General features: G+C 59.3%; 19 protein-coding genes. 10 read left to right on the forward strand and 9 right to left on the reverse strand.

The window, feature by feature from the left end:
- Positions 1-8 precede the first annotated feature (8 nt).
- Positions 9-677 carry a GNAT family N-acetyltransferase gene (locus BLR16_RS23785; protein ID WP_058398166.1) on the forward strand — a complete coding sequence of 223 codons (669 nt, stop codon included), beginning with the start codon at positions 9-11 and terminating at the stop codon, positions 675-677.
- Between the two features lie 151 nt (positions 678-828).
- Here the strand turns inward: BLR16_RS23785 and oadA are convergent, their stop codons facing one another.
- Both oadA and BLR16_RS23795 read right to left on the reverse strand, forming a co-directional pair.
- Positions 829-2637: a sodium-extruding oxaloacetate decarboxylase subunit alpha gene (gene oadA, locus BLR16_RS23790; protein WP_003432826.1), complete on the reverse strand. Its 1809-nt coding sequence runs from the start codon at positions 2635-2637 to the stop codon at positions 829-831.
- A gap of 11 nt (positions 2638-2648) precedes the next feature.
- Positions 2649-4064, reverse strand: a complete 1416-nt coding sequence (locus BLR16_RS23795; RefSeq protein WP_074808989.1) for an acetyl-CoA carboxylase biotin carboxylase subunit — start codon at positions 4062-4064, stop codon at positions 2649-2651.
- A gap of 160 nt (positions 4065-4224) precedes the next feature.
- On the opposite strand from BLR16_RS23795, the gene BLR16_RS23800 reads away from it, so the two are divergent.
- Positions 4225-5175: a LysR family transcriptional regulator gene (locus tag BLR16_RS23800; RefSeq protein ID WP_054082255.1), complete on the forward strand. Its 951-nt coding sequence runs from the start codon at positions 4225-4227 to the stop codon at positions 5173-5175.
- Here the strand turns inward: BLR16_RS23800 and BLR16_RS23805 are convergent.
- Complete coding sequence (locus BLR16_RS23805) at positions 5129-5314, reverse strand: PA3496 family putative envelope integrity protein (RefSeq protein WP_003316061.1); 186 nt, start codon at positions 5312-5314, stop codon at positions 5129-5131. The two genes, BLR16_RS23800 and BLR16_RS23805, sit on opposite strands and share 47 nt — an antisense overlap.
- Positions 5315-5568: 254 nt before the next feature.
- Here BLR16_RS23805 and BLR16_RS23810 point away from each other — a divergent pair, with 254 nt between their 5' ends.
- Positions 5569-5880 (forward strand): hypothetical protein, encoded by a 312-nt coding sequence (locus BLR16_RS23810; RefSeq protein ID WP_003432821.1) that lies wholly within the window; start codon positions 5569-5571, stop codon positions 5878-5880.
- A 302-nt stretch (positions 5881-6182) separates the two neighbouring features.
- On the opposite strand, the gene hexR is transcribed toward BLR16_RS23810, so the two are convergent.
- Positions 6183-7049 carry a transcriptional regulator HexR gene (gene hexR / locus BLR16_RS23815; RefSeq protein WP_003367945.1) on the reverse strand — a complete coding sequence of 289 codons (867 nt, stop codon included), beginning with the start codon at positions 7047-7049 and terminating at the stop codon, positions 6183-6185.
- A 307-nt stretch (positions 7050-7356) separates the two neighbouring features.
- Between hexR and uvrD the strand changes: the two genes are divergently transcribed.
- The 3 genes from uvrD to BLR16_RS23830 all read left to right on the forward strand — a co-directional run bounded on the left by uvrD (position 7357) and on the right by BLR16_RS23830 (position 11123).
- Positions 7357-9540: a DNA helicase II gene (uvrD, locus tag BLR16_RS23820; RefSeq protein ID WP_074808991.1), complete on the forward strand. Its 2184-nt coding sequence runs from the start codon at positions 7357-7359 to the stop codon at positions 9538-9540.
- A gap of 202 nt (positions 9541-9742) precedes the next feature.
- The gene (locus BLR16_RS23825) at positions 9743-10585 is read left to right on the forward strand and encodes a Tim44 domain-containing protein (protein ID WP_003432820.1); all 843 of its coding nucleotides are present in this window, start codon (positions 9743-9745) and stop codon (positions 10583-10585) included.
- 130 nt (positions 10586-10715) lie between these two features.
- Positions 10716-11123, forward strand: coding sequence for an SMI1/KNR4 family protein (locus BLR16_RS23830; protein WP_003316056.1), 408 nt, complete (start codon positions 10716-10718; stop codon positions 11121-11123).
- 38 nt (positions 11124-11161) lie between these two features.
- On the opposite strand, the gene BLR16_RS23835 is transcribed toward BLR16_RS23830, so the two are convergent.
- The gene (locus tag BLR16_RS23835) at positions 11162-12925 is read right to left on the reverse strand and encodes a cation:proton antiporter (protein WP_058398168.1); all 1764 of its coding nucleotides are present in this window, start codon (positions 12923-12925) and stop codon (positions 11162-11164) included.
- A gap of 292 nt (positions 12926-13217) precedes the next feature.
- Between BLR16_RS23835 and BLR16_RS23840 the strand changes: the two genes are divergently transcribed.
- Positions 13218-13703, forward strand: a complete 486-nt coding sequence (locus BLR16_RS23840) for an acyl-CoA thioesterase (RefSeq protein ID WP_003367933.1) — start codon at positions 13218-13220, stop codon at positions 13701-13703.
- A 46-nt stretch (positions 13704-13749) separates the two neighbouring features.
- On the opposite strand, the gene pdxY is transcribed toward BLR16_RS23840, so the two are convergent.
- A complete protein-coding gene (pdxY, locus tag BLR16_RS23845) occupies positions 13750-14616 on the reverse strand; it encodes a pyridoxal kinase PdxY (protein WP_074808994.1) in 867 nt (288 codons plus the stop codon).
- A gap of 118 nt (positions 14617-14734) precedes the next feature.
- Here pdxY and BLR16_RS23850 point away from each other — a divergent pair, with 118 nt between their 5' ends.
- The gene (locus tag BLR16_RS23850) at positions 14735-15127 is read left to right on the forward strand and encodes a DUF3301 domain-containing protein (RefSeq protein WP_003367929.1); all 393 of its coding nucleotides are present in this window, start codon (positions 14735-14737) and stop codon (positions 15125-15127) included.
- 135 nt (positions 15128-15262) lie between these two features.
- Here BLR16_RS23850 and BLR16_RS23855 read toward each other — a convergent pair whose 3' ends face one another.
- Positions 15263-16234, reverse strand: a complete 972-nt coding sequence (locus BLR16_RS23855) for a CobW family GTP-binding protein (RefSeq protein ID WP_074809075.1) — start codon at positions 16232-16234, stop codon at positions 15263-15265.
- 52 nt (positions 16235-16286) lie between these two features.
- Here BLR16_RS23855 and BLR16_RS23860 point away from each other — a divergent pair, with 52 nt between their 5' ends.
- Entirely contained in the window at positions 16287-16661 is a 375-nt protein-coding gene (locus BLR16_RS23860; RefSeq protein ID WP_003367925.1) for a hypothetical protein, read from the forward strand.
- Between the two features lie 3 nt (positions 16662-16664).
- Here BLR16_RS23860 and BLR16_RS23865 read toward each other — a convergent pair whose 3' ends face one another.
- Both BLR16_RS23865 and zigA read right to left on the reverse strand, forming a co-directional pair.
- Complete coding sequence (locus BLR16_RS23865; protein ID WP_058416441.1) at positions 16665-17315, reverse strand: DUF1826 domain-containing protein; 651 nt, start codon at positions 17313-17315, stop codon at positions 16665-16667.
- Positions 17315-18523, reverse strand: coding sequence for a zinc metallochaperone GTPase ZigA (gene zigA, locus BLR16_RS23870; RefSeq protein WP_054082258.1), 1209 nt, complete (start codon positions 18521-18523; stop codon positions 17315-17317). Before zigA ends, BLR16_RS23865 begins: the two co-directional genes overlap by 1 nt.
- Positions 18524-18663: 140 nt before the next feature.
- On the opposite strand from zigA, the gene BLR16_RS23875 reads away from it, so the two are divergent.
- Positions 18664-19047, forward strand: coding sequence for a hypothetical protein (locus tag BLR16_RS23875; protein ID WP_042930495.1), 384 nt, complete (start codon positions 18664-18666; stop codon positions 19045-19047).
- Positions 19048-19051 lie beyond the last annotated feature (4 nt).

Genomic DNA, 19051 nt, shown 5'->3' on the forward strand with positions numbered 1-19051 from the left:
AGTGACTGATGTCCGACACCCTGCTGGACTGGCAAGCCGCTGCATTGCCCACGCCCCATACACTGACAGGCCGTTTCATTCGCCTGGAAAAACTCGATGTCGCGCGTCACGCCGATGACTTGTGGGCGGCATTTGAAGGCCCGAATGCGGACCCGAAGCTGTGGGATTATCTGCCTTACGGGCCGTTCATCGACCGTAACGCCTTCGATGCGTGGCTGGCCGGGCATCAGGCAGCCACCGATCCGTGGTTTTACACCGTGGTCGATCAGCAGACCGATAAGGCCGACGGCGTCATCAGCCTGATGTCGATCGTCGCTGCCCATGGGCGAATCGAAATAGGTCATGTCACCTTCAGCGCCGCCATGCAACGCACGCCCAAAGGCACCGAAGCCATTTACCTGCTGGCCAGAGAGGCCTTCGCACTGGGCTATCGCCGCCTGGAATGGAAGTGCAACGCCAACAATGCCCGCTCCAAACGCGCTGCCGAGCGATTCGGCTTCAGCTACGAAGGCACCTTCCGCCAGCACATGGTGGTCAAAGGCCAAAGCAGGGATACCGCGTGGTACTCGATCCTCGACAGCGAATGGCCTGAATTACGAAAGGCATTTGAAAACTGGCTGGCTGTGGATAACTTCACTGACGGGCAACAGATCAAGGGGCTTGAGGCGTTTCGCTGATCCTGAGGATGCAAGGCGCCCAGAACTGCATTTCCACGTTGGAGCGTGCGGAACGATAGTCGTGACCGCTGGGCCCGCCTGCCAGAATAAAAAAAGGGAAGCCACGAGTGCTTCCCTGAGGTAAACCTTTGGATGATGCGCAGGTGTCAGCTCAACCTTCGATCTCGATCAGCACTTCGCCCGGATTGACGCGGTCGCCCTTGGCGACGTGGATGGCGACGACCTTGCCTGCGACCGACGCCTGAACCTCGGTCTCCATCTTCATCGCTTCAGTGATCAGCACTGCCTGACCGGCCTTGACCACATCGCCCTCCTTGACCAGCACATCGACGATGTTGCCGGGCATGGTCGTGCTGACGTCGCCCGGTGCATGGGCTTGCTTGCGTTTACTGGCCCCGCCGCCGACGAATTCGTTGAGCGGCTCGAACACCACCTCTTCCGGCATGCCGTCTATGGTCAGGTAGAAGTGGCGCTTGCCCTCAGCCTTGACGCCCACACCGGTGATGTCGACCCGATAAGTCTCGCCGTGCACATCAATGACGAACTCGGTCGGTACGCCCTCACCGCCTGCCTTCGCCACGCTTCCGGCTTCGGGAATCGGCAGCAGCACTTCCGGCGCCAGCGTCCCGGCAGCGCGTTCCTCCAGGAACTTGCGGCCAATGTCCGGGAACATGGCAAACGTCAGCACGTCCTCTTCGGACTTGGCCAACGCGCCGATATCGGCCCTTAGCTTGGTCATCTCCGGCTTGAGCAGGTCGGCCGGACGAACATCGATCAGTTCTTCATTGCCGATCGCCTGGCGACGCAGCTTCTCATCCACCTGCCCCGGCGCCTTGCCGTACCCGCCCTGCAGATACAGCTTCACTTCATTGGTGATGGTTTTGTAACGCTCCCCGGCCAACACGTTGAAGAACGCCTGAGTACCGACGATCTGCGAAGTCGGCGTTACCAATGGCGGATAACCGAGGTCTTTGCGCACGCGCGGAATTTCAGCCAGTACTTCGCTCATGCGGTTGAGTGCGCCCTGCTCCTTCAGCTGATTGGCCAGGTTGGAAATCATCCCGCCCGGCACCTGGTTAACCTGCACCCGAGTGTCGACTGCAGTAAATTCGCTCTCGAACTGATGGTATTTCTTACGCACCGCGTAGAAATACAGACCGATTTCCTGCAGCAGTTCCAGGTCCAGCCCGGTGTCGAACTCGCTGCCCTTGAGCGCGGCCACCATCGATTCGGTGCCCGGATGGCTGGTGCCCCAGGCAAAGCTGGAAATCGCCGTGTCGATATGGTCCGCGCCGCTTTCGATCGCCTTGAGCTGGCACATCGCGGCCAGACCGGCCGTGTCATGCGAGTGGATGAACACCGGCAACGACTGCTCGGCCTTCAGCGCCTTGACCAGCTCACCCGTGGCATAAGGCGTCAAGAGGCCGGCCATGTCCTTGATCGCCACCGAGTCACAGCCCATGGCTTCCATCTGCCGGGCCTGCGCCACGAAGGCCTCGATGGTATGCACCGGGCTGGTGGTGTAGGCGATGGTGCCCTGTGCATGTTTGCCCGCCGCTTTCACCGCCTCGATGGCAACCCGCAGGTTACGCACATCGTTCATGGCATCGAAAATACGGAACACATCAATACCGTTGACCGCCGCCTTGGCGACGAACGCCTTGACCACGTCATCGCTGTAATGCCGATAACCCAGCAGGTTCTGGCCACGCAGGAGCATCTGCAACCGGGTATTGGGCAGGGCCGCACGCAGCTGGCGCAGACGTTCCCACGGGTCTTCCTTGAGAAAACGCACGCAGGCATCGAAGGTGGCGCCGCCCCAGACTTCCAGCGACCAGTAGCCGACCTGGTCGAGCTTGTCGCAGATCGGCAGCATGTCTTCGGTGCGCATGCGCGTCGCCAGCAACGATTGATGAGCGTCACGCAGGATGGTGTCGGTTACGAAAATCTTCTTGGACATTTCACTGTTCCTTACAGACCGGCGTGTGCGGCAATGGCGGCGGCGATGGCCAGGGCCAGCTCTTCGGGTTTGCGTTTGATCGAATAATTGGTCAGCTCGGGGTGGCTCTCGACAAAGCTGGTGTTGAACTCACCGCTGCGGAACTCCGGGTTGCGGAGGATTTCCTGGTAATAGGCAGCCGTGGTCTTGACCCCTTGCAGGCGCATGTCATCGAGCGCACGCAGGCCGCGGTCCATGGCCTCCTCCCAGGTCAACGCCCAGACAATCAGCTTCAGGCACATCGAGTCATAGAACGGCGGAATGGTGTAGCCGGTATAAATCGCCGTGTCGGTGCGCACGCCAGGTCCGCCGGGCGCGTAATAACGAGTGATCTTGCCGAAGCTGGGCAGGAAGTTGTTCTTCGGGTCCTCAGCGTTGATCCGGAACTGCAGCGCAAAACCGCGATGGATGATGTCTTCCTGCTTGACCGACAGCGGCAGACCGGAGGCGATACGGATCTGCTCGCGAACGATATCAATGCCGGTGATTTCTTCGGTGATGGTGTGCTCGACCTGCACCCGGGTGTTCATTTCCATGAAGTACACCTCGCCCTCGGCGAGCAGAAACTCCACGGTGCCAGCGTTCTCGTAACCAACCGCCTTGGCCGCACGTACCGACAGATCGCCGATGTAGGCGCGCTGTTCGGGCGTCAACTGCGGGCTGGGGGCGATTTCGATGAGCTTCTGGTTGCGTCGCTGAATCGAACAGTCGCGCTCGAACAGGTGCACCACATTGTCAAAGCTGTCGCCCAGAATCTGCGCTTCAATGTGCTTGGGATTGACGATGCACTTCTCAAGAAAGACTTCTGCCGAACCGAAGGCCTTGGTCGCTTCGGAAATCACGCGCGGGAAGGCCTGCTCGAGTTCTTCGCGGCTGTTGCAGCGGCGGATACCACGTCCACCGCCCCCGGAAGTGGCCTTGAGCATCACCGGGTAACCGATACGCTCGCCCTCGGCCAGCGCCTCGTCGATATCTGCCACGTTGCCTTCGGTACCGGGCGTGACCGGCACACCGGCCTTGATCATGCTGCGTCGGGCCTCGGTCTTGTCCCCCATGCGGCGAATCACTTCGGCTGAGGGACCGATGAATTTGATCCCTCGTTCGGCACAGATATCGGCCAGTTCGGCATTCTCGGAAAGAAAGCCGTAACCGGGATGCAGCGCATCGCAGCCGGTTTCCACTGCCAGATTCACCAACTTGCGCGGGTTCAGGTAACCCGCCAGAGGTTCGGCACCAATGCTGTAGGCTTCGTCGGCACGTTTGACATGCAAGGCATGCCGGTCAGCGTCGGAAAAGATCGCCACCGAGCGAATGCCCATCTCGGCGCATGCACGCACGATACGAACGGCAATCTCCCCGCGGTTGGCGATCAGAATTTTTGTTATCACTGGCGTTTCCCTCGACCCACACTTGTAACCGTGTATGTGACTGAATGTCGCAGAGCCACCCTATGCCGAATCGAGGATTAACAAAAATGAGTAAAAGTTGGGAGGTGCATAAGTAAAAGCTTATAGTTAGCGCTTCGGTTGGATAGTGGAGCTTTTGTAAATGCGTAAGTCATTGATGCGTATGACATTGCGTCAGTTACGCATTTTCAATGAGGTGTGCGATCTGCGCTCCTACAGCCGTGCGGCTGAAGAAATGTCGCTCACACAGCCCGCTGTCAGCCTGCAGATTCGACAGCTCGAAGAGTTGATCGGCCAGCCGCTGTTCGAATACGTCAGCAAAAAGCTCTACCTGACCGAAGCGGCGCAAGCCCTGCAACAGGCCAGCCGGGATATTTTCGGGCGCCTGGAAAGCCTGGACATGCAGCTTTCCGACATGCAGGGCTCACTGCAAGGCCAGTTGAAGCTGGCAGTCGAATCGAGCTGCAAGTACTTCATCCCCCACCTGTTCGCCGCCTTCAAGCGCCAGCACCCGGAAGTCAGCCTGAGCCTGATGGTGGTCAATCGCGCGCAAGTCATCAGGCGCCTGGCGGATAACCGCGATGATCTTGTGGTGATGTCGGCAGTGCCCCTGGACATGGGCCTGGAGTTCTTACCGTTCCTGAATAACCCGATTGTCGCCGTGGCACCGCCTGACCATCCGCTGAGCACCCGCACGGCGCTGAACCTGAAAGACCTGGAGCCATGGCCGTTGCTGACCCGGGAAACAGGATCGGGCACGCGACGGGCCTGCGAGGAGTTCTTCAAGGAGAAACGCGTGCACTTCACGCAGACGCTGGAAGTCTCTTCCAGCGAAGCACAACGTGAATGCGTGGTTGCCGGGCTGGGCCTGGCGATGCTGACCCGGCACGCGGTCTGCCAGGAACTCGCCACAGGCGCCCTGATTGAGCTGCCCGTGGCGGAGTTGCCACTGTATCGAAGCTGGTGCGTGGCTCAGGCCGGGGACAAACGCCTTTCACCCGTGGCACATGCGTTTCTTGCGTTCATCCGCACCGAACGTGCGCAGATCAGCCAGCTTGTCGAGCGTTTCGACGGTCGACCGCGGGCAACTTGATCGTCTGCCAGACAGCGTTATCCATGCCATCCATGTAGTCACACAGCTCCTGATTGAGCTGACGTGCCTCACTGTAGCTTTCAATTGCCCGACGAAACTCCATGCGACGCTGATCTTCCTGCTGACGGCGGGTTTTCACGGTGCTGGTAGGTAAATCATCGTAATGCCGAGCCATATCCTGTCTCCCAATACGTTTTGTGGGAGCACCAGAATGGAGCGTGACAGTGACAATCAGACGGCACGCAGGTGACAGATCGATGAACTTTCGTTCAGCGCTCATCAAAAAAATTTCAAAAAATATATATGTATTGCCGCTCGCTGACGCGCCACACACAAACTTGCCCTGCTGAAAGCAACTCACTCATTAAACAATTACTAGCAAGGAGCTACCCAATGACGACCAAAGACAAAAACTGGATCGCGCGTGATGACAGAACGCCGGAAGTCAATACGCTGACCGTGGCTGGCCTGGTGCCTACATCCGCCAGTCACTCTCTCCCATGGCTGAGTCTGCGCAACATACCGAGCGAAGCGGGCCAATTGAATCTGGACCTCAACTACTACGCGACAGGTCTGGGGCCGTGGACAGGGCGCGAGACACCCGCCGTATACGCCCAGCCCAGCGATGCATCCATCACCTCCGTCCGTATCTATCAAGACGACGAGTTGCTGGTAAGCATCGATGAGCTGACCGTCATACAGTGATCAACAAGTAACAGATTCAGTAAAGCCCTCGCCAGACGCCTCAGGGTTTCCGGGGAGGGCTTTCTTCGTTGCGCAAGCTGACTGCAGCGGACACATGACAGTCTGGTTAATTCTTGTAACGTGATAGCCGGAAAAAAACGCCAAAAGTATACAATTACCGCATCTCGGGAGCCGAATCGATAGAAACTGGCCCTGCAGGATGCAATTCACTCATTACCTCAATTAATCCAGTCGCGGGCCCCTGCCAATAAACGCAGGTCATTGGCGGGACTCTTGACGTCGTTTTCAAATTGAAAACAACGTCAATCTTCGTGAGCCTTGATCGACTTCGGCGACAGGCGCAAACCACGCAGGCTGCGTTTGACGCTTTTGAGATGGTTCACCAGACCGGGGCCGCGCGCCATTGCAACGCCCATTGCCAGCACATCAATGACCACCAGGTGGGCAATGCGAGAAGTCAGCGGCGTGTAGATTTCGGTGTCTTCATGCACGTCGATGGCCAGATTGACCGACGACAGCTCGGCCAGCGGCGTCTGACTGGGGCACAGGGTGATCAGCGTCGCGCCGCTCTCGCGGACCAGATTGGCGGTGATCAGCAGATCCTTCGAACGCCCTGACTGCGAAATACACACCGCGACATCGGTCGGCTTGAGCGTAACGGCTGACATCGCCTGCATGTGCGGATCGGAATACGCCGCAGCGGTCAGCAGCAAACGAAAGAACTTGTGCTGCGCATCAGCGGCTACTGCTCCGGACGCGCCAAACCCGTAGAACTCGACCCGATTGGCTCCGGCCATGGCCGTGACCGCCAATTGCAACGCATGGGGGTCGAGGTTTTCGCGCACTTCCATGAGCGTGTGCAGCGTGGTGTCGAAAATCTTCAGGCTGTAGTCGGCGACCGAATCGTCTTCGTGAATCGCGAACTGCCCAAAACTTGCGCCCGCCGCGAGGCTCTGCGCCAGCTTCAGCTTGAGGTCCTGAAACCCGGTGCAACCGATGGCGCGGCAGAAACGCACGATGGTCGGCTCGCTGATACCGACGCTGTGCGCCAGGTCTGCCATGGAACTGTGCATCACGGCCGCAGGGTCGAGCAGCACATGGTCGGCTACCTTGAGCTCCGATTTGCGCAGCAAATTACGTGACTGGGCGATGTGTTGCAGCAGATTCAAGGGGCAGACTCGGCAAAAGAGAGGTGGGCTGGGTTGTAGCTTTCTTGTAGTTATACTACATGACCCGCCAGCCGCCCAGTTAAACGAAGCTGGAACGTGCCGTGCGGGCGTTATCAGCGGCAATTGTGGGAATAATCCTACATTAGGCCGAATCGCCCGTCAGATACTGCCTGCTCACAGGTAAAGGTAGACGCAACGCATTCGCTCCCGGCAACAGGCGACGACCGGTCGTCAGCGCCCCGCCATTTTTATTGCCTGACGCAAAGCATGGTTTGCCCGTCATCGCGCGGCACCCTAGAATGCGCTGATGCGCGATGATCTCTCTCTTCTTCTGAATTCCCTCAACGATGCCCAACGTCAGGCCGTAGCCGCCTCTCTGGGTCGTCAGTTGGTCCTGGCTGGTGCTGGCTCCGGCAAAACCCGTGTGCTGGTGCATCGCATCGCATGGCTGATGCAGGTCGAGCAAGCCTCCCCGCATTCGGTCCTGTCGGTGACGTTCACCAACAAGGCGGCTGCCGAAATGCGCCACCGTATCGAGCAGCTGATGGGCATCAGCCCGGCTGGCATGTGGGTAGGCACCTTCCACGGTCTGGCCCACCGCTTGCTGCGTGCGCACTGGCAGGAAGCCGGGCTGGTACAGACCTTCCAGATTCTCGACAGCGATGACCAGCAGCGTCTGGTAAAGCGCGTGATGCGCGAGCTGGGTCTGGACGAACAACGCTGGCCTGCACGCCAGGCCCAGTGGTTCATCAATGGTCAGAAAGACGAAGGCCTGCGCCCGAAACATATTCAGGCCAGCGGCGACCTGTTCCTGACCACCATGAAAAGCGTCTACGAAGCCTACGAGATCGCCTGCCAGCGGGCCGGCGTCATCGACTTCTCCGAACTGCTGCTGCGCGCACTCGACCTGTGGCGCGATAACCCGGGCTTGCTGGCGCATTATCAGCGCCGCTTCCGTCACGTCCTGATGGACGAGTTTCAGGACACCAACGCCGTGCAGTACGCATGGCTGCGCCTGCTCGCCCAGGGCGGTGACAGCCTGATGGTGGTCGGCGACGACGATCAGTCCATTTACGGCTGGCGCGGCGCGAAGATCGAGAACATCCACCAGTATTCCTCTGACTTCCCGGACACCGAAGTCATCCGCCTTGAGCAGAACTACCGCTCCACAGCGAGCATTCTCAAGGCTGCCAACGGCTTGATCATCAATAACAGTGGTCGCCTGGGCAAGGAGTTGTGGACCGACGTCGGTGATGGCGAGCTGATCAATCTGTACGCCGCGTTCAACGAGCACGATGAAGCGCGTTACGTGGTCGAGACCATCGAGAGCGCGCTGAAAACCGGTATTTCGCGCAACGACATCGCCATTCTGTACCGCTCCAACGCCCAGTCGCGGGTACTCGAAGAAGCCCTGCTGCGTGAGCGTATTCCGTACCGCATCTATGGCGGACAGCGCTTCTTCGAACGCGCCGAAATCAAGAACGCCATGGCCTACATGCGTTTGCTGGAAGGCCGTGGCAACGATGCGGCGCTGGAGCGGGTGATCAACGTTCCGGCGCGCGGCATCGGTGAAAAGACCGTCGAAGCGATTCGCGAACATGCGCGTCATGCCGACGTTTCAATGTGGGAAGCCATGCGCCTGCTGGTGGCCAACAAGGGCCTGACCGGACGCGCCGCCACTGCCTTGGGCGGGTTCATCGAGCTGATCGAGAACCTCGCGGCCAAGGTCATGGAAATGCCGCTGCACCTGATGACCCAGACGGTGATCGAACAGTCCGGGCTGATTACCTATCACGAGCAGGAAAAAGGCGAGAAAGGTCAGGCGCGAGTAGAAAACCTTGAGGAACTGGTCAGCGCGGCCCGTGCTTTCGAGAATCACGAAAGCGAAGAAGACCTGACGCCACTGGCAGCGTTTTTGGGGCATGCCTCGCTGGAAGCGGGCGACACCCAGGCGCAGGAGCATGAAGACAGTATTCAGCTGATGACCCTGCACAGCGCCAAGGGCCTGGAGTTCCCGCACGTGTTCCTGGTGGGCATGGAGGAAGGGCTGTTCCCGCACAAGATGAGTCTGGAGGAACCGGGCCGTCTTGAAGAGGAACGGCGCCTGGCTTACGTCGGTATCACCCGTGCCATGAAACAGCTGGTGATGACCTACGCCGAAACGCGTCGCCTGTACGGCAGCGAAACCTACAACAAGGTCTCGCGTTTCGTACGCGAGATTCCGCCTGCGCTGATTCAGGAAGTCCGACTGTCCAACAGCGTCAACCGTCCGTTCGGTGGCACGCCGAAATTCAACAGCAGCAGCCTGTTCAACGGCACCGGCATTCCGGAAACCGAGTTCACCATGGGCCAGCGCGTCCAGCATGCGGTGTTCGGCGAAGGCGTGATCCTCAACTTCGAAGGCGCTGGCGCCCAGGCCCGGGTGCAGGTCAACTTCCCCGAGGGCAGCAAGTGGCTGATGATGGGCTACGCGAAGCTGGTGCCGTTGTAGGCCGGTCGATCATTGTCCATACGCCCATGACTATCGTTCCCACGCCGTAGCGTGAGGAACGATAATCCTCGTACACATCTTACGAAGCGCGTAGAAAAGTCCTACGCTGTTTATGTAAAAGTCCGAAACACTAACGCGCTGGTCATGTCGCCATCCGCTGTGCAACATGGCGCGCGTGCAATCACAAAACGGGAATACCCTTATGCAACGTTTTCTAAGCATCGCGATGGCGCTGTGCATCGGGCTCACCATGAGCCTGGATGTGAACGCCGCGCGCTTCGGTGGCGGCAAGAGCATGGGCTCGGCGCCTACGCACCAGACACGTCAGGCCGCCCCCTCCACGCCTGCGGCAGCGCCTAACGCTGCGGGCCGTCCTGCCCCTGCGGCAAGCGGTGCTTCGCGCTGGCTGGGCCCATTGGCCGGTATCGCTGCCGGCGGCCTGCTCGCGTCGATGTTCATGGGTGACGGCTTCAACGGCCTGCAACTGTTCGACATCCTGATCATGGGCCTCATCGCCTTCCTGATCTTCCGCTTCATTGCGCGTCGTCGTCAGCAGCAACAGCCGAAAATGGCCGCTGCCGGTGCGCCGTACCAGCGTGAAACCAGCCAGCCTGCGCAGAACCCGATCTTCGGCAGTTCTTCCCCGGCCTCCGCTGCGCCAGTGATCAACGCACCGGCCTGGTTCAATGAACAGCGCTTCCTGGACGCTGCTCGCGGCCACTTCCAGTCGCTGCAGCAGCACTGGGACGCCAACGAAATGGACAAGATTGCCGAGTTCGTCACCCCGCAAATGCTGCAGTTCCTGAAAAAGGAACGTGCGGACCTGGGCGACGGCTTCCAGTCGACTTACATCGAGAACCTCAATGTCCAGCTGGACGGTGTGGATGACCGGGCCGACAAGACCATCGCCACGCTGACGTTCTCGGGCGTGTCCAAGACCTCGCGTTTCGACCAGGGCGAAGTGTTCAGCGAAAGCTGGAACATGGAACGCCCGCAAGGCGATAACCAGCCCTGGCTGGTGGCAGGAATTCGCCAGAACGGTTGAACCAGAACCCGTTCTCGCGTTCAGAACCCCGGATATGTCCGGGGTTTTTGTTTATCCGTTCGGATAGTTATTTTGAGAAAGGCTTTACGCTACTGTATAACCCGCGCCATCAAGTGAGAGGATCTGTGTCGTGGAAGAAGTCATTGAACAACTGCGTGAAGCAAATGAACCGGTTCCGGTTCCGCTTGAGCTGCCTGACGAAGACCAACTGGTCGAGATCGAGGAACAGCTGTTCATCAACATTCCGTTTGTCTTCAAGGAATTTCTCCTGACAGTCAGCGATGTGGTGTATGGCAGCCTTGAACCCGTCACGGTGACCGACCCGCAGTCGCACACCTACCTGCCAGACGTGGCTGCCACGGCCTGGGATCTGGGCGTGCCGCGCGAGCTGATTCCGATCTGCCAGGACGGAGACGATTATTACTGCGTCGAGGAAGACGGCACGGTGCTGCTGTGGTCCGCCGAGGAAGAACTGGTTACCGAAGACAGCTGGGAATCGGTCTGGCACTGGGCTCGGGATGTCTGGCTGGAAAGCTGAGACACCCCTGCTGCGCAGTATTCAAGAATCTCCGGGCCTCAGTGCCCGGAGTTCTCTTGATGGTTACCCAGTGTTTCCAGTAACGCAATCTGCATCCGCGTATGCACGCGGATCAGCCAGCGCCACAGCAACGCGGCGACCAGGGCGGCTATCAGTCCAACCACCAGCAGCAGTTCGTTGGCCGGCAGAATGCTTGCCGACAATGCCGCCAGCATCACGAAAATCACCACCAACGATAACAGCGGAATCACTTCGGCCACGACCTTGCGCACGCGCACGGTATGCCGGCCCGCCATCTCGGGTTTCACCCCCATCTCGGCCAGCAGCATCGACAGCGCCTTGAGCTTGCGATAAGCGGCAATCAGAAACGGCAGTGACAGCAGCAGCGCCGCGCCGCAGATCCAGGCTTTCTGATGGCTGATGTCGGCCACCCACTCGCTCATGTAGCCGCCAAGACGCTCGGCAAAATAGCCACCGCTGAAAAAGATCGCCATCACCAGCGCCAGGTTGACGCCGACCTGCAAGAGAATTCGCCTGATCATCCCGGCAAGTACTGCACTCTGGCCTTGCGGCTGAATGCTGCGCAACCACTCGCCGTACATGCCGAACACCCGGGCAACGCGCCGAGGCATGATCGCCGCCAGCTTGAGCGACAACGGGTCTGCGCCGCGAATCAGATACGGTGTCAGCAGGGTGGTGATGGCGGACACGGCGACTGCCACCGGGTACAGAAAGTCGCTGGTGACCTGCAGGGTCATGCCCAGCGCCGCGATGATGAAGGAAAACTCGCCAATCTGTGACAGTCCCATGCCCACGCGCAGCGAGGTACGGCCATCGTTGCCTGCGATAAAGGCACCCAGACCGCAGGACAGCATCTTGCCCAGCACCACGGCAACGGTAATGACGGCGATCGGCCAGGCGTATTGCAGCAGGATGGCCGGATCGATCATCAAACCGATGGCCACGAAAAAGATGGCACTGAACATGTCGCGAACCGGCTCGATCAGGCGCTCGATCTTCAGCAGCTCACGCGACTCGGCCATGATTGCGCCGATCAGGAAGGCACCCAGTACCATGCTGTATTCCAGCTTGACCACCAGCAGACAGAAGCCGAAACACAGGCCCAGCACGGTGATCAGCAGCATCTCGTTGCTTTCGAACCTGGCGACATAGGACAGCAATCGAGGCACCACGAGGATGCCGACCACCAGCGCCACGATCATGAACAGCGACAGCTTGCCGACGGTGGAGAACACTTCCCCGGAACTGACCGAGCCGCTGACGGCGATGCCGGACAACAGCGCGATGATGCCGATGCCGAGAATGTCTTCCACGATCAACACGCCGAAGATCAACTGGGCAAAGCGCTGGTTCTTCATCTTCAGGTCGTTGAGCGCCTTGACGATGATGGTGGTGGAGGAGATCGCCAGAATCGCGCCGAGAAACAGCGAGTCCATGGTTTTCCAGCCAAAGAACTGCCCGATCTCGTAACCGATCCAGATCATCAGGGCAATTTCCAGAAAGGCCGCGATGAACGCCGTAGCGCCGACCTTGAACAGCTTGCGCAGGCTGAATTCCAGCCCCAGGCAGAACATCAGGAAGATCACCCCCAGTTCGGCCAGAATTTTGATGGTTTCTTCGTCATGGATCAGACTGAACGGCGGAGTGTGCGGACCGATGATGAACCCGGCAACGATATAGCCCAATACCACCGGCTGCCTGAGGCGATGGAACAGAATGGTTACCACGCCGGCCACCAGCATGATCACTGCCAGATCCTGAATGAAATTGATGGCATGCATGGTGGCGAAGCTCCTTGTGATGATGACGTTGCAAACCGATATCGCCGTGTCCTACAGGGCGACAGCCATCCTTTTCGTCATTAAAATCCGATAAAGACGCAGGAAAAACCCCGATCCACAGGTTTTTGCAGGTTAACACCGCCCCCTTCGACATAAAGGCGGTGCAATATATGGAAACAGATAGTTATGACGCGTGACGGCCGCCTGTTGGCCAGCGTCCCGATAACTGTCACAAGCCCCTTTGAGCGCCAGCATAGGCGCCCCTTGAACACCTTGACCGTGTGAGTACGCTATGGAACCCGGAAACGCCCAGCTGTCGATGACTGTATTGATGACCCCGGACATGGCCAACTTCTCTGGCAACGTACACGGTGGCACGCTGCTCAAGTACCTGGACGAAGTGGCCTATGCATGTGCCAGCCGCTACGCCGGACGCTACGTGGTGACGCTGTCGGTAGACCAGGTGATTTTCCGTGAGCCGGTGCATGTCGGCGAACTGGTGACCTTTCTCGCCTCGGTCAATTACACCGGCAACACGTCCATGGAGGTGGGCATCAAGGTGGTCACCGAAAATATCCGCGAGCGGTCGGTACGCCATTCCAACAGCTGCTTCTTCACCATGGTTGCCGTGGACGACAATCGCAAGCCTGCCAGCGTGCCGCCCCTGGAGCCCGAATCGGCCGATGCCAAGCGGCGTTTCATCCAGGCGCAGCAACGCCGCCAGATCCGCCAGGAACTGGAAAAGCGTTATCAGGAGATCAAGGAAGAAGCGTTGTAATTTTCTGGCTCGGGCATCGATGCCCGAGCCTTTGAGGGTATGGCGCTTACAAACGCACGGCTTCGAACTTTACCCGTGGGTGCGCGATGCGATCCTGAGCGCGCACCAGTTCCAGCTCGTAGCTGCCACAGGCCTGGGTTTCCAGCAGCACCTCATGGACGGCGGCCGCAGCGAACTCGAATGCTGCAACCAGATCGTCGCCCAGCAGCACACGCGACAGGAACAACCCGGAGGTCAGATCACCCACGCCGACCGGCTGACGCGGAAACGCCAGTAACGGGCGGCGCAGGTGCCAGCTGGCCTCGGCGGTGACCAACAGCATTTCAAAGCCATCGGCGGCCTTGCCGGGGTAATCGAGGTGTTTCACCACCACCGCTTTGGGGCCACGCGCCAGCAAAGCCCGCGCCATCGCCAGGCAGTCGTGCAGTGATTCGGGCTTGCGCCCCGAGAAGCTGTCCAGCTCCAGTTGATTGGGGCACATGAAGTCCGCCATGGCCGCCGCTTCCTGCAGCAGGAAGTCACTGACTTCAGGCGCTACGATGCAGCCTTTTTCAGGGTGGCCCATCACCGGGTCGCAGAGGTACAGCGCCTTCGGATTGGCCGCCTTGATGCGTGTCACGCCGGTCAGAATCGCCCTGCCCTGCGCCGCACTGCCCAGATACCCTGACAGCACTGCGTCACAGTTGCCCAGCTCGCCAATGGCGGCAATCCCGTCGATCAGCGCAGGAATCTGCTGCGGAGCCAGCACTTCACCGGTCCACTGCTTGTATTGCGTGTGGTTGGAGAACTGGACCGTGTTGAGCGGCCAGACGTTAACCCCGATACGCTGCATCGGGAACACCGCTGCGCTGTTGCCGGCGTGGCCGAATACCACATGGGACTGGATAGCGAGCAAATGAGGCGTACGTTTCATGGGGAGCGGAATCCTGAACACGATGCAAATGCAATAATGAGAAATATAAGTCGCGCAGTATGGCTGTAAATCACTCAGGACAGTTAAGCTGACGACTCCTACGCTGGAGCACTCCGTCATGCTGACCCTGGGAAACATCTTCGTGCTGATGCTGTTCGCGAGCGCCGCGGCCTGGTGGTGGCACGCCCATGGTCTGCGCGAAAAAGCGCTGGCACGCGTCAAGCAGCACTGCGAACGCCTTGAGCTGCAACTGCTGGACGACGCGGTTGCCCTGCGCCGCCTGACCTTCGCGCGCGACGCTCAAGGCCGCAAACGCCTGGCCCGCGTGTATGGCTTCGAGTTCACGGTGACCGGCGAGCAACGTCACCCTGGCACGATCACCCTGTTCGGCGCGCACACTGCGCAAATCGAACTGGCACCCTACCCGTTTGAAATCAAAACACCACCGCCCAGCGCTGAAGTTATTCAGATGAGCGAATGGCGTCAATCGCATCAGAAATGGAAGCAGTAGCCGAGCACGACGCTGGCTGCCGCGATTCAGCGCTCATCCTTACACAAGTGCGCTTTGACTATCGTGCCAATGCTCTGCATTGGCACGCCCTTCCGGACGCTCTTCGTCCTGCCTTCAGCTATTAACTGGCAGCTGTCACGCTAGGCATCCCGCCATCTGCGCCTGCAACGTATCCACATCCTGAGCGGTGGCAAAGATCAACTCAAGGCGTGAGTCCTGACGCCATTCGCTGACTTGCCAGGCCAGCGGAGCCCCATCAACCACGTTGCCGGAATACCAGCCGCCCTCGCTGTGGATAACCATCTTCGCCCGCCGCCAATCAAGGCTTTCCAGCCAGTGCAGGATGCGCTGCAGATCGAAGCGCTGCGAGGGATGCCAGCGCCAGCCGATGCTCCAGCCGTCGGCACTGACCTGACTCAGACAGATCGGCACCTTCGGGTCGGTCCATAGCGCGGGCAAGTGGCCGACGCCGTTGGGCAGCATCAGCTTATCAACAGCCTGTTTATCCACAGCAGTACCGCTGGCAAACCCCGGCACACGGTTCAGGAGCAGCTCCCCATGTCGGGTCCAGATCAAGGCGTGTGGCAGCAACTGTTCGGCCAATGCCTGGCGAGAGACATCATCCAGTTGCTCGGACTTGTTCATGACCACCAGCCCGGCATGTGCCAGCGCTTCCTGCTGAGTACTCGGCAACGGCTGTCCGGCGAGCATTGCCTGGGCGTTCAGCACCACCACGCCGGGCTGCACATCCAGGACGCCGCGCCACGGCGCTTCGCGCAATTGCGTCATCAGTTGCGCGGGATGGCCCAGCCCTGAAGGCTCGATCAATAAACGATCAGGCCGCGCCTTGCGCAATAAACGCCCCAAGCCGATCTGGAACGGCACGCCATTGACGCAACACAGGCAGCCGCCAGCCACTTCGCCAAGTGCGATACCATCGGCATCCGTGGTCAGCAGCGCGGCGTCCAGGCCGATCTGCCCGAATTCGTTGATCAATATGGCCCAGCGCTCATGGGCAGGCTTCTGCGCCAGCAGGCGCTTGATCAGGCTGGTCTTGCCGGCGCCCAGCGGGCCACCGATGACATGCGTCGGTATGTTTTGCAGCATGAGATCACTTTTGGCGAATGCGTGGTTCATTGAAGAGCAAGGAAGGATAACGATGCAAGTAATGCGGCTGCCTGCCCGCCTGGTGTTGATGTTGCTGACAGTGTCTTCCGGTTCGGCGTGGGCCGAAGCGTGTCTGGTCCACAGCCAGGCCGAAAGGCTCGACGTGAAGGTCTGCCAGGAAAATATCAACATCCCGGCAAACCTGTTTCACGACAGCTTCTGCCAGCCGCAACTGGCCGGGCAGAAGACCGAGACCACTTACTCGCAACAGTGCCCGGCAGGCGCCTTCGGTGTCTGCCGCAATGCGCAGGTTGCCAATATGCCGTATCGCGAGCATATCCACTATTACGGCGTCGCCGGTGACGCGCTGTACCTCAAGCCTTTCTGCGAAGGCCAGAGCAAGGGGCAGTGGATAACTCCTGACTGATCTTCAAGCCAGCCAGTCCAGCGTCAGAATCAACCTGCGCTCGTTGCGCAGCAGTTGCGGCGAGCGATGGATCAGGCCAAAACCTTCATTGCCGTGCCAGCGTTCGCCCTTGAGCAGCGCCACTTCACCGCTGTTGATCTGCTGGATACGGGCAGCATCCGTCGGCTCGGCGTCCAGACACCCCAGTTGTTTACGGTCCATCACCCCTTCATGCAGCCATTGACTGCCAACCCCGCCATAAGTGGTGATAAGACGTACCGGCACATGATCAACATGGAAGCGCGGGCACATGGCCTTGTCGAGCACCCGCAAACGCAGGCCAACGCACTCGGCACCCAGCAGACAGGCATAGGCGCTGACTAGCCAGGAAACGTCGGCAACGAACCCCTGATAGCCCAGCAGGTCGGAGTAGCCCGATGCCAGCGCGCTCAAGTCAGGCTCGACCTCGCCGCCCCGCACTTCCAGGGTCATGGACTCGGCCAGAGGCTCGTTCATCGACAGTAGCAAGGCGCCGAAGTCCTCTATGTGCGCAGGTAATTGACGCTGCCAGAGCGCAAGGTTGACGCCGTCCTGCAGAATCTCGCTCAACACGTCGGGCGTATCACCGTGCGCCTGGCGGACTGCGGTTTCAGGTTTAAAACGATAAGCCAGCATCAGGCAGCCACCTCTTCGTACCAATCGCCAAACGGATCGGCCAGCGCACGCCAACGCTCGACACCCGCCTCCATCTCCGCATCAGTGAGCAGGCAGTTATCCAGCTCGGCGGTCAGCCGCACAAAATCGATGTTCTGGCCGATGAACACCAGTTCCTGCCGACAGTCGCCGGTTTCAGTCGACCAGTTCTCTAGAATGGATTTGACGCTTTCCTTGTCCTCGGGCCAGCTGTCTCGGTTCACGAAACGCCACCAGCGTCCGGCAAAGCCATGGCGCATCAAGCCGCCTGCCTGCGACCAACTGCCTGCGTCCTTGTATTTGCTGGCCAGCCAGAAGAAGCCTTTGGAGCGCAGCAGCTTGCCGTTGCCCCAGGGACGATTGATGAAATCGAAAAAGCGCTCCGGATGGAACGGTCGGCGAGCGCGATAGGCCGTTGATGCTATGCCGTACTCTTCGGTTTCCGGCGTGTGTTCGCCACGCATTTCCTTGAGCCAGCCCGGAGCCTGGGAAGCGCGCTGGAAGTCAAAACGCCCGGTGTTGAGAATCGTCGCCAACGGCACCTGGCCCATCACCATCGGTACGATCTCGGCCTCCGGGTTGAGGCGCTTGAGGATCGCCATCAGCTCTTCACGCTCACTGGAGCTGATCAGGTCGATCTTGCTGAGCAGGATGACGTCGGCAAACTCGATCTGCTCGATCAGCAGGTCGGTGATCGAGCGATCATCGTCTTCACCCAGGGTTTCACCGCGTGTGGACAGGCCGTCTGCCGCCTCGTAATCGAGCAGGAAGTTCACGCCGTCGACTACGGTGACCATGGTGTCCAGGCGCGCCAGGTCCATCAGGCTTTTGCCGGCCTCGTCGCGGAAGGTGAAGGTTTCAGCCACGGGCAACGGCTCGGAGATTCCTGTGGATTCGATCAATAAGTAATCAAAACGACCGTCCTGAGCCAGACGGCTGACCTCTTCGAGCAGGTCCTCGCGCAGGGTGCAGCAGATGCAGCCATTGCTCATCTCGATCAGCTTTTCTTCGGCACGGTTCAAGCTGACATCACGCTGAACTTCGCTGCCGTCGATGTTGATCTCGCTCATGTCATTGACGATCACCGCAACCCGCAGGTTTTCACGGTTGCGCAGCACATAATTGAGTAAAGTGCTTTTACCGGCCCCGAGAAAACCGGACAAAACGGTAACGGGTAGAAGATTTGCCATCAGGACTCTCCAGGCAGCTGCAAGGCTTGAACCTTGTTCATATCGGCTGCGACGAATCCCTCAGGCAGCCAGCTCTAATCACATCCGGATGTTATAGTATAACAACCAAAAATAGCTATGGCCTTGGTGAAGGGATCTTCATGAGACGGGTTTCAACAGGTTTGATGGCGATGCTGATCAGCGCGCATGTGATGGCTGCACCTCCAAACCCTTCCGCCGACCTCGCCACCTGTACGCGTAGCGCGACGGTATTGGCGTGCAGCGATGCGCAGGGCAATAGCTACAGCGTGGCCACTGCCGGATCGACGACCTGGTTGAAGGGATACGAAGTGCTCGACAAGCGCCGCTGGGCGCAGACCAACAGCCGCTATGGTCAATTGACGTTTTTTACCGGGTTGGCTTCTGATGGCGAGGCTTGGGCAGGCACTGTGCAGCGTGTGGGCTGGACGACCATCACTCGGGTATCCAGCTCAAGCGGCACGCGCAGCAAGATCACCTGCAGCCGCTTGAATGGCTGCCGCTGAGCCG

Source organism: Pseudomonas sp. BS3767 (assembly GCF_900099665.1).
Classification (GTDB): Bacteria; Pseudomonadota; Gammaproteobacteria; order Pseudomonadales; family Pseudomonadaceae; genus Aquipseudomonas; species Aquipseudomonas cerasi.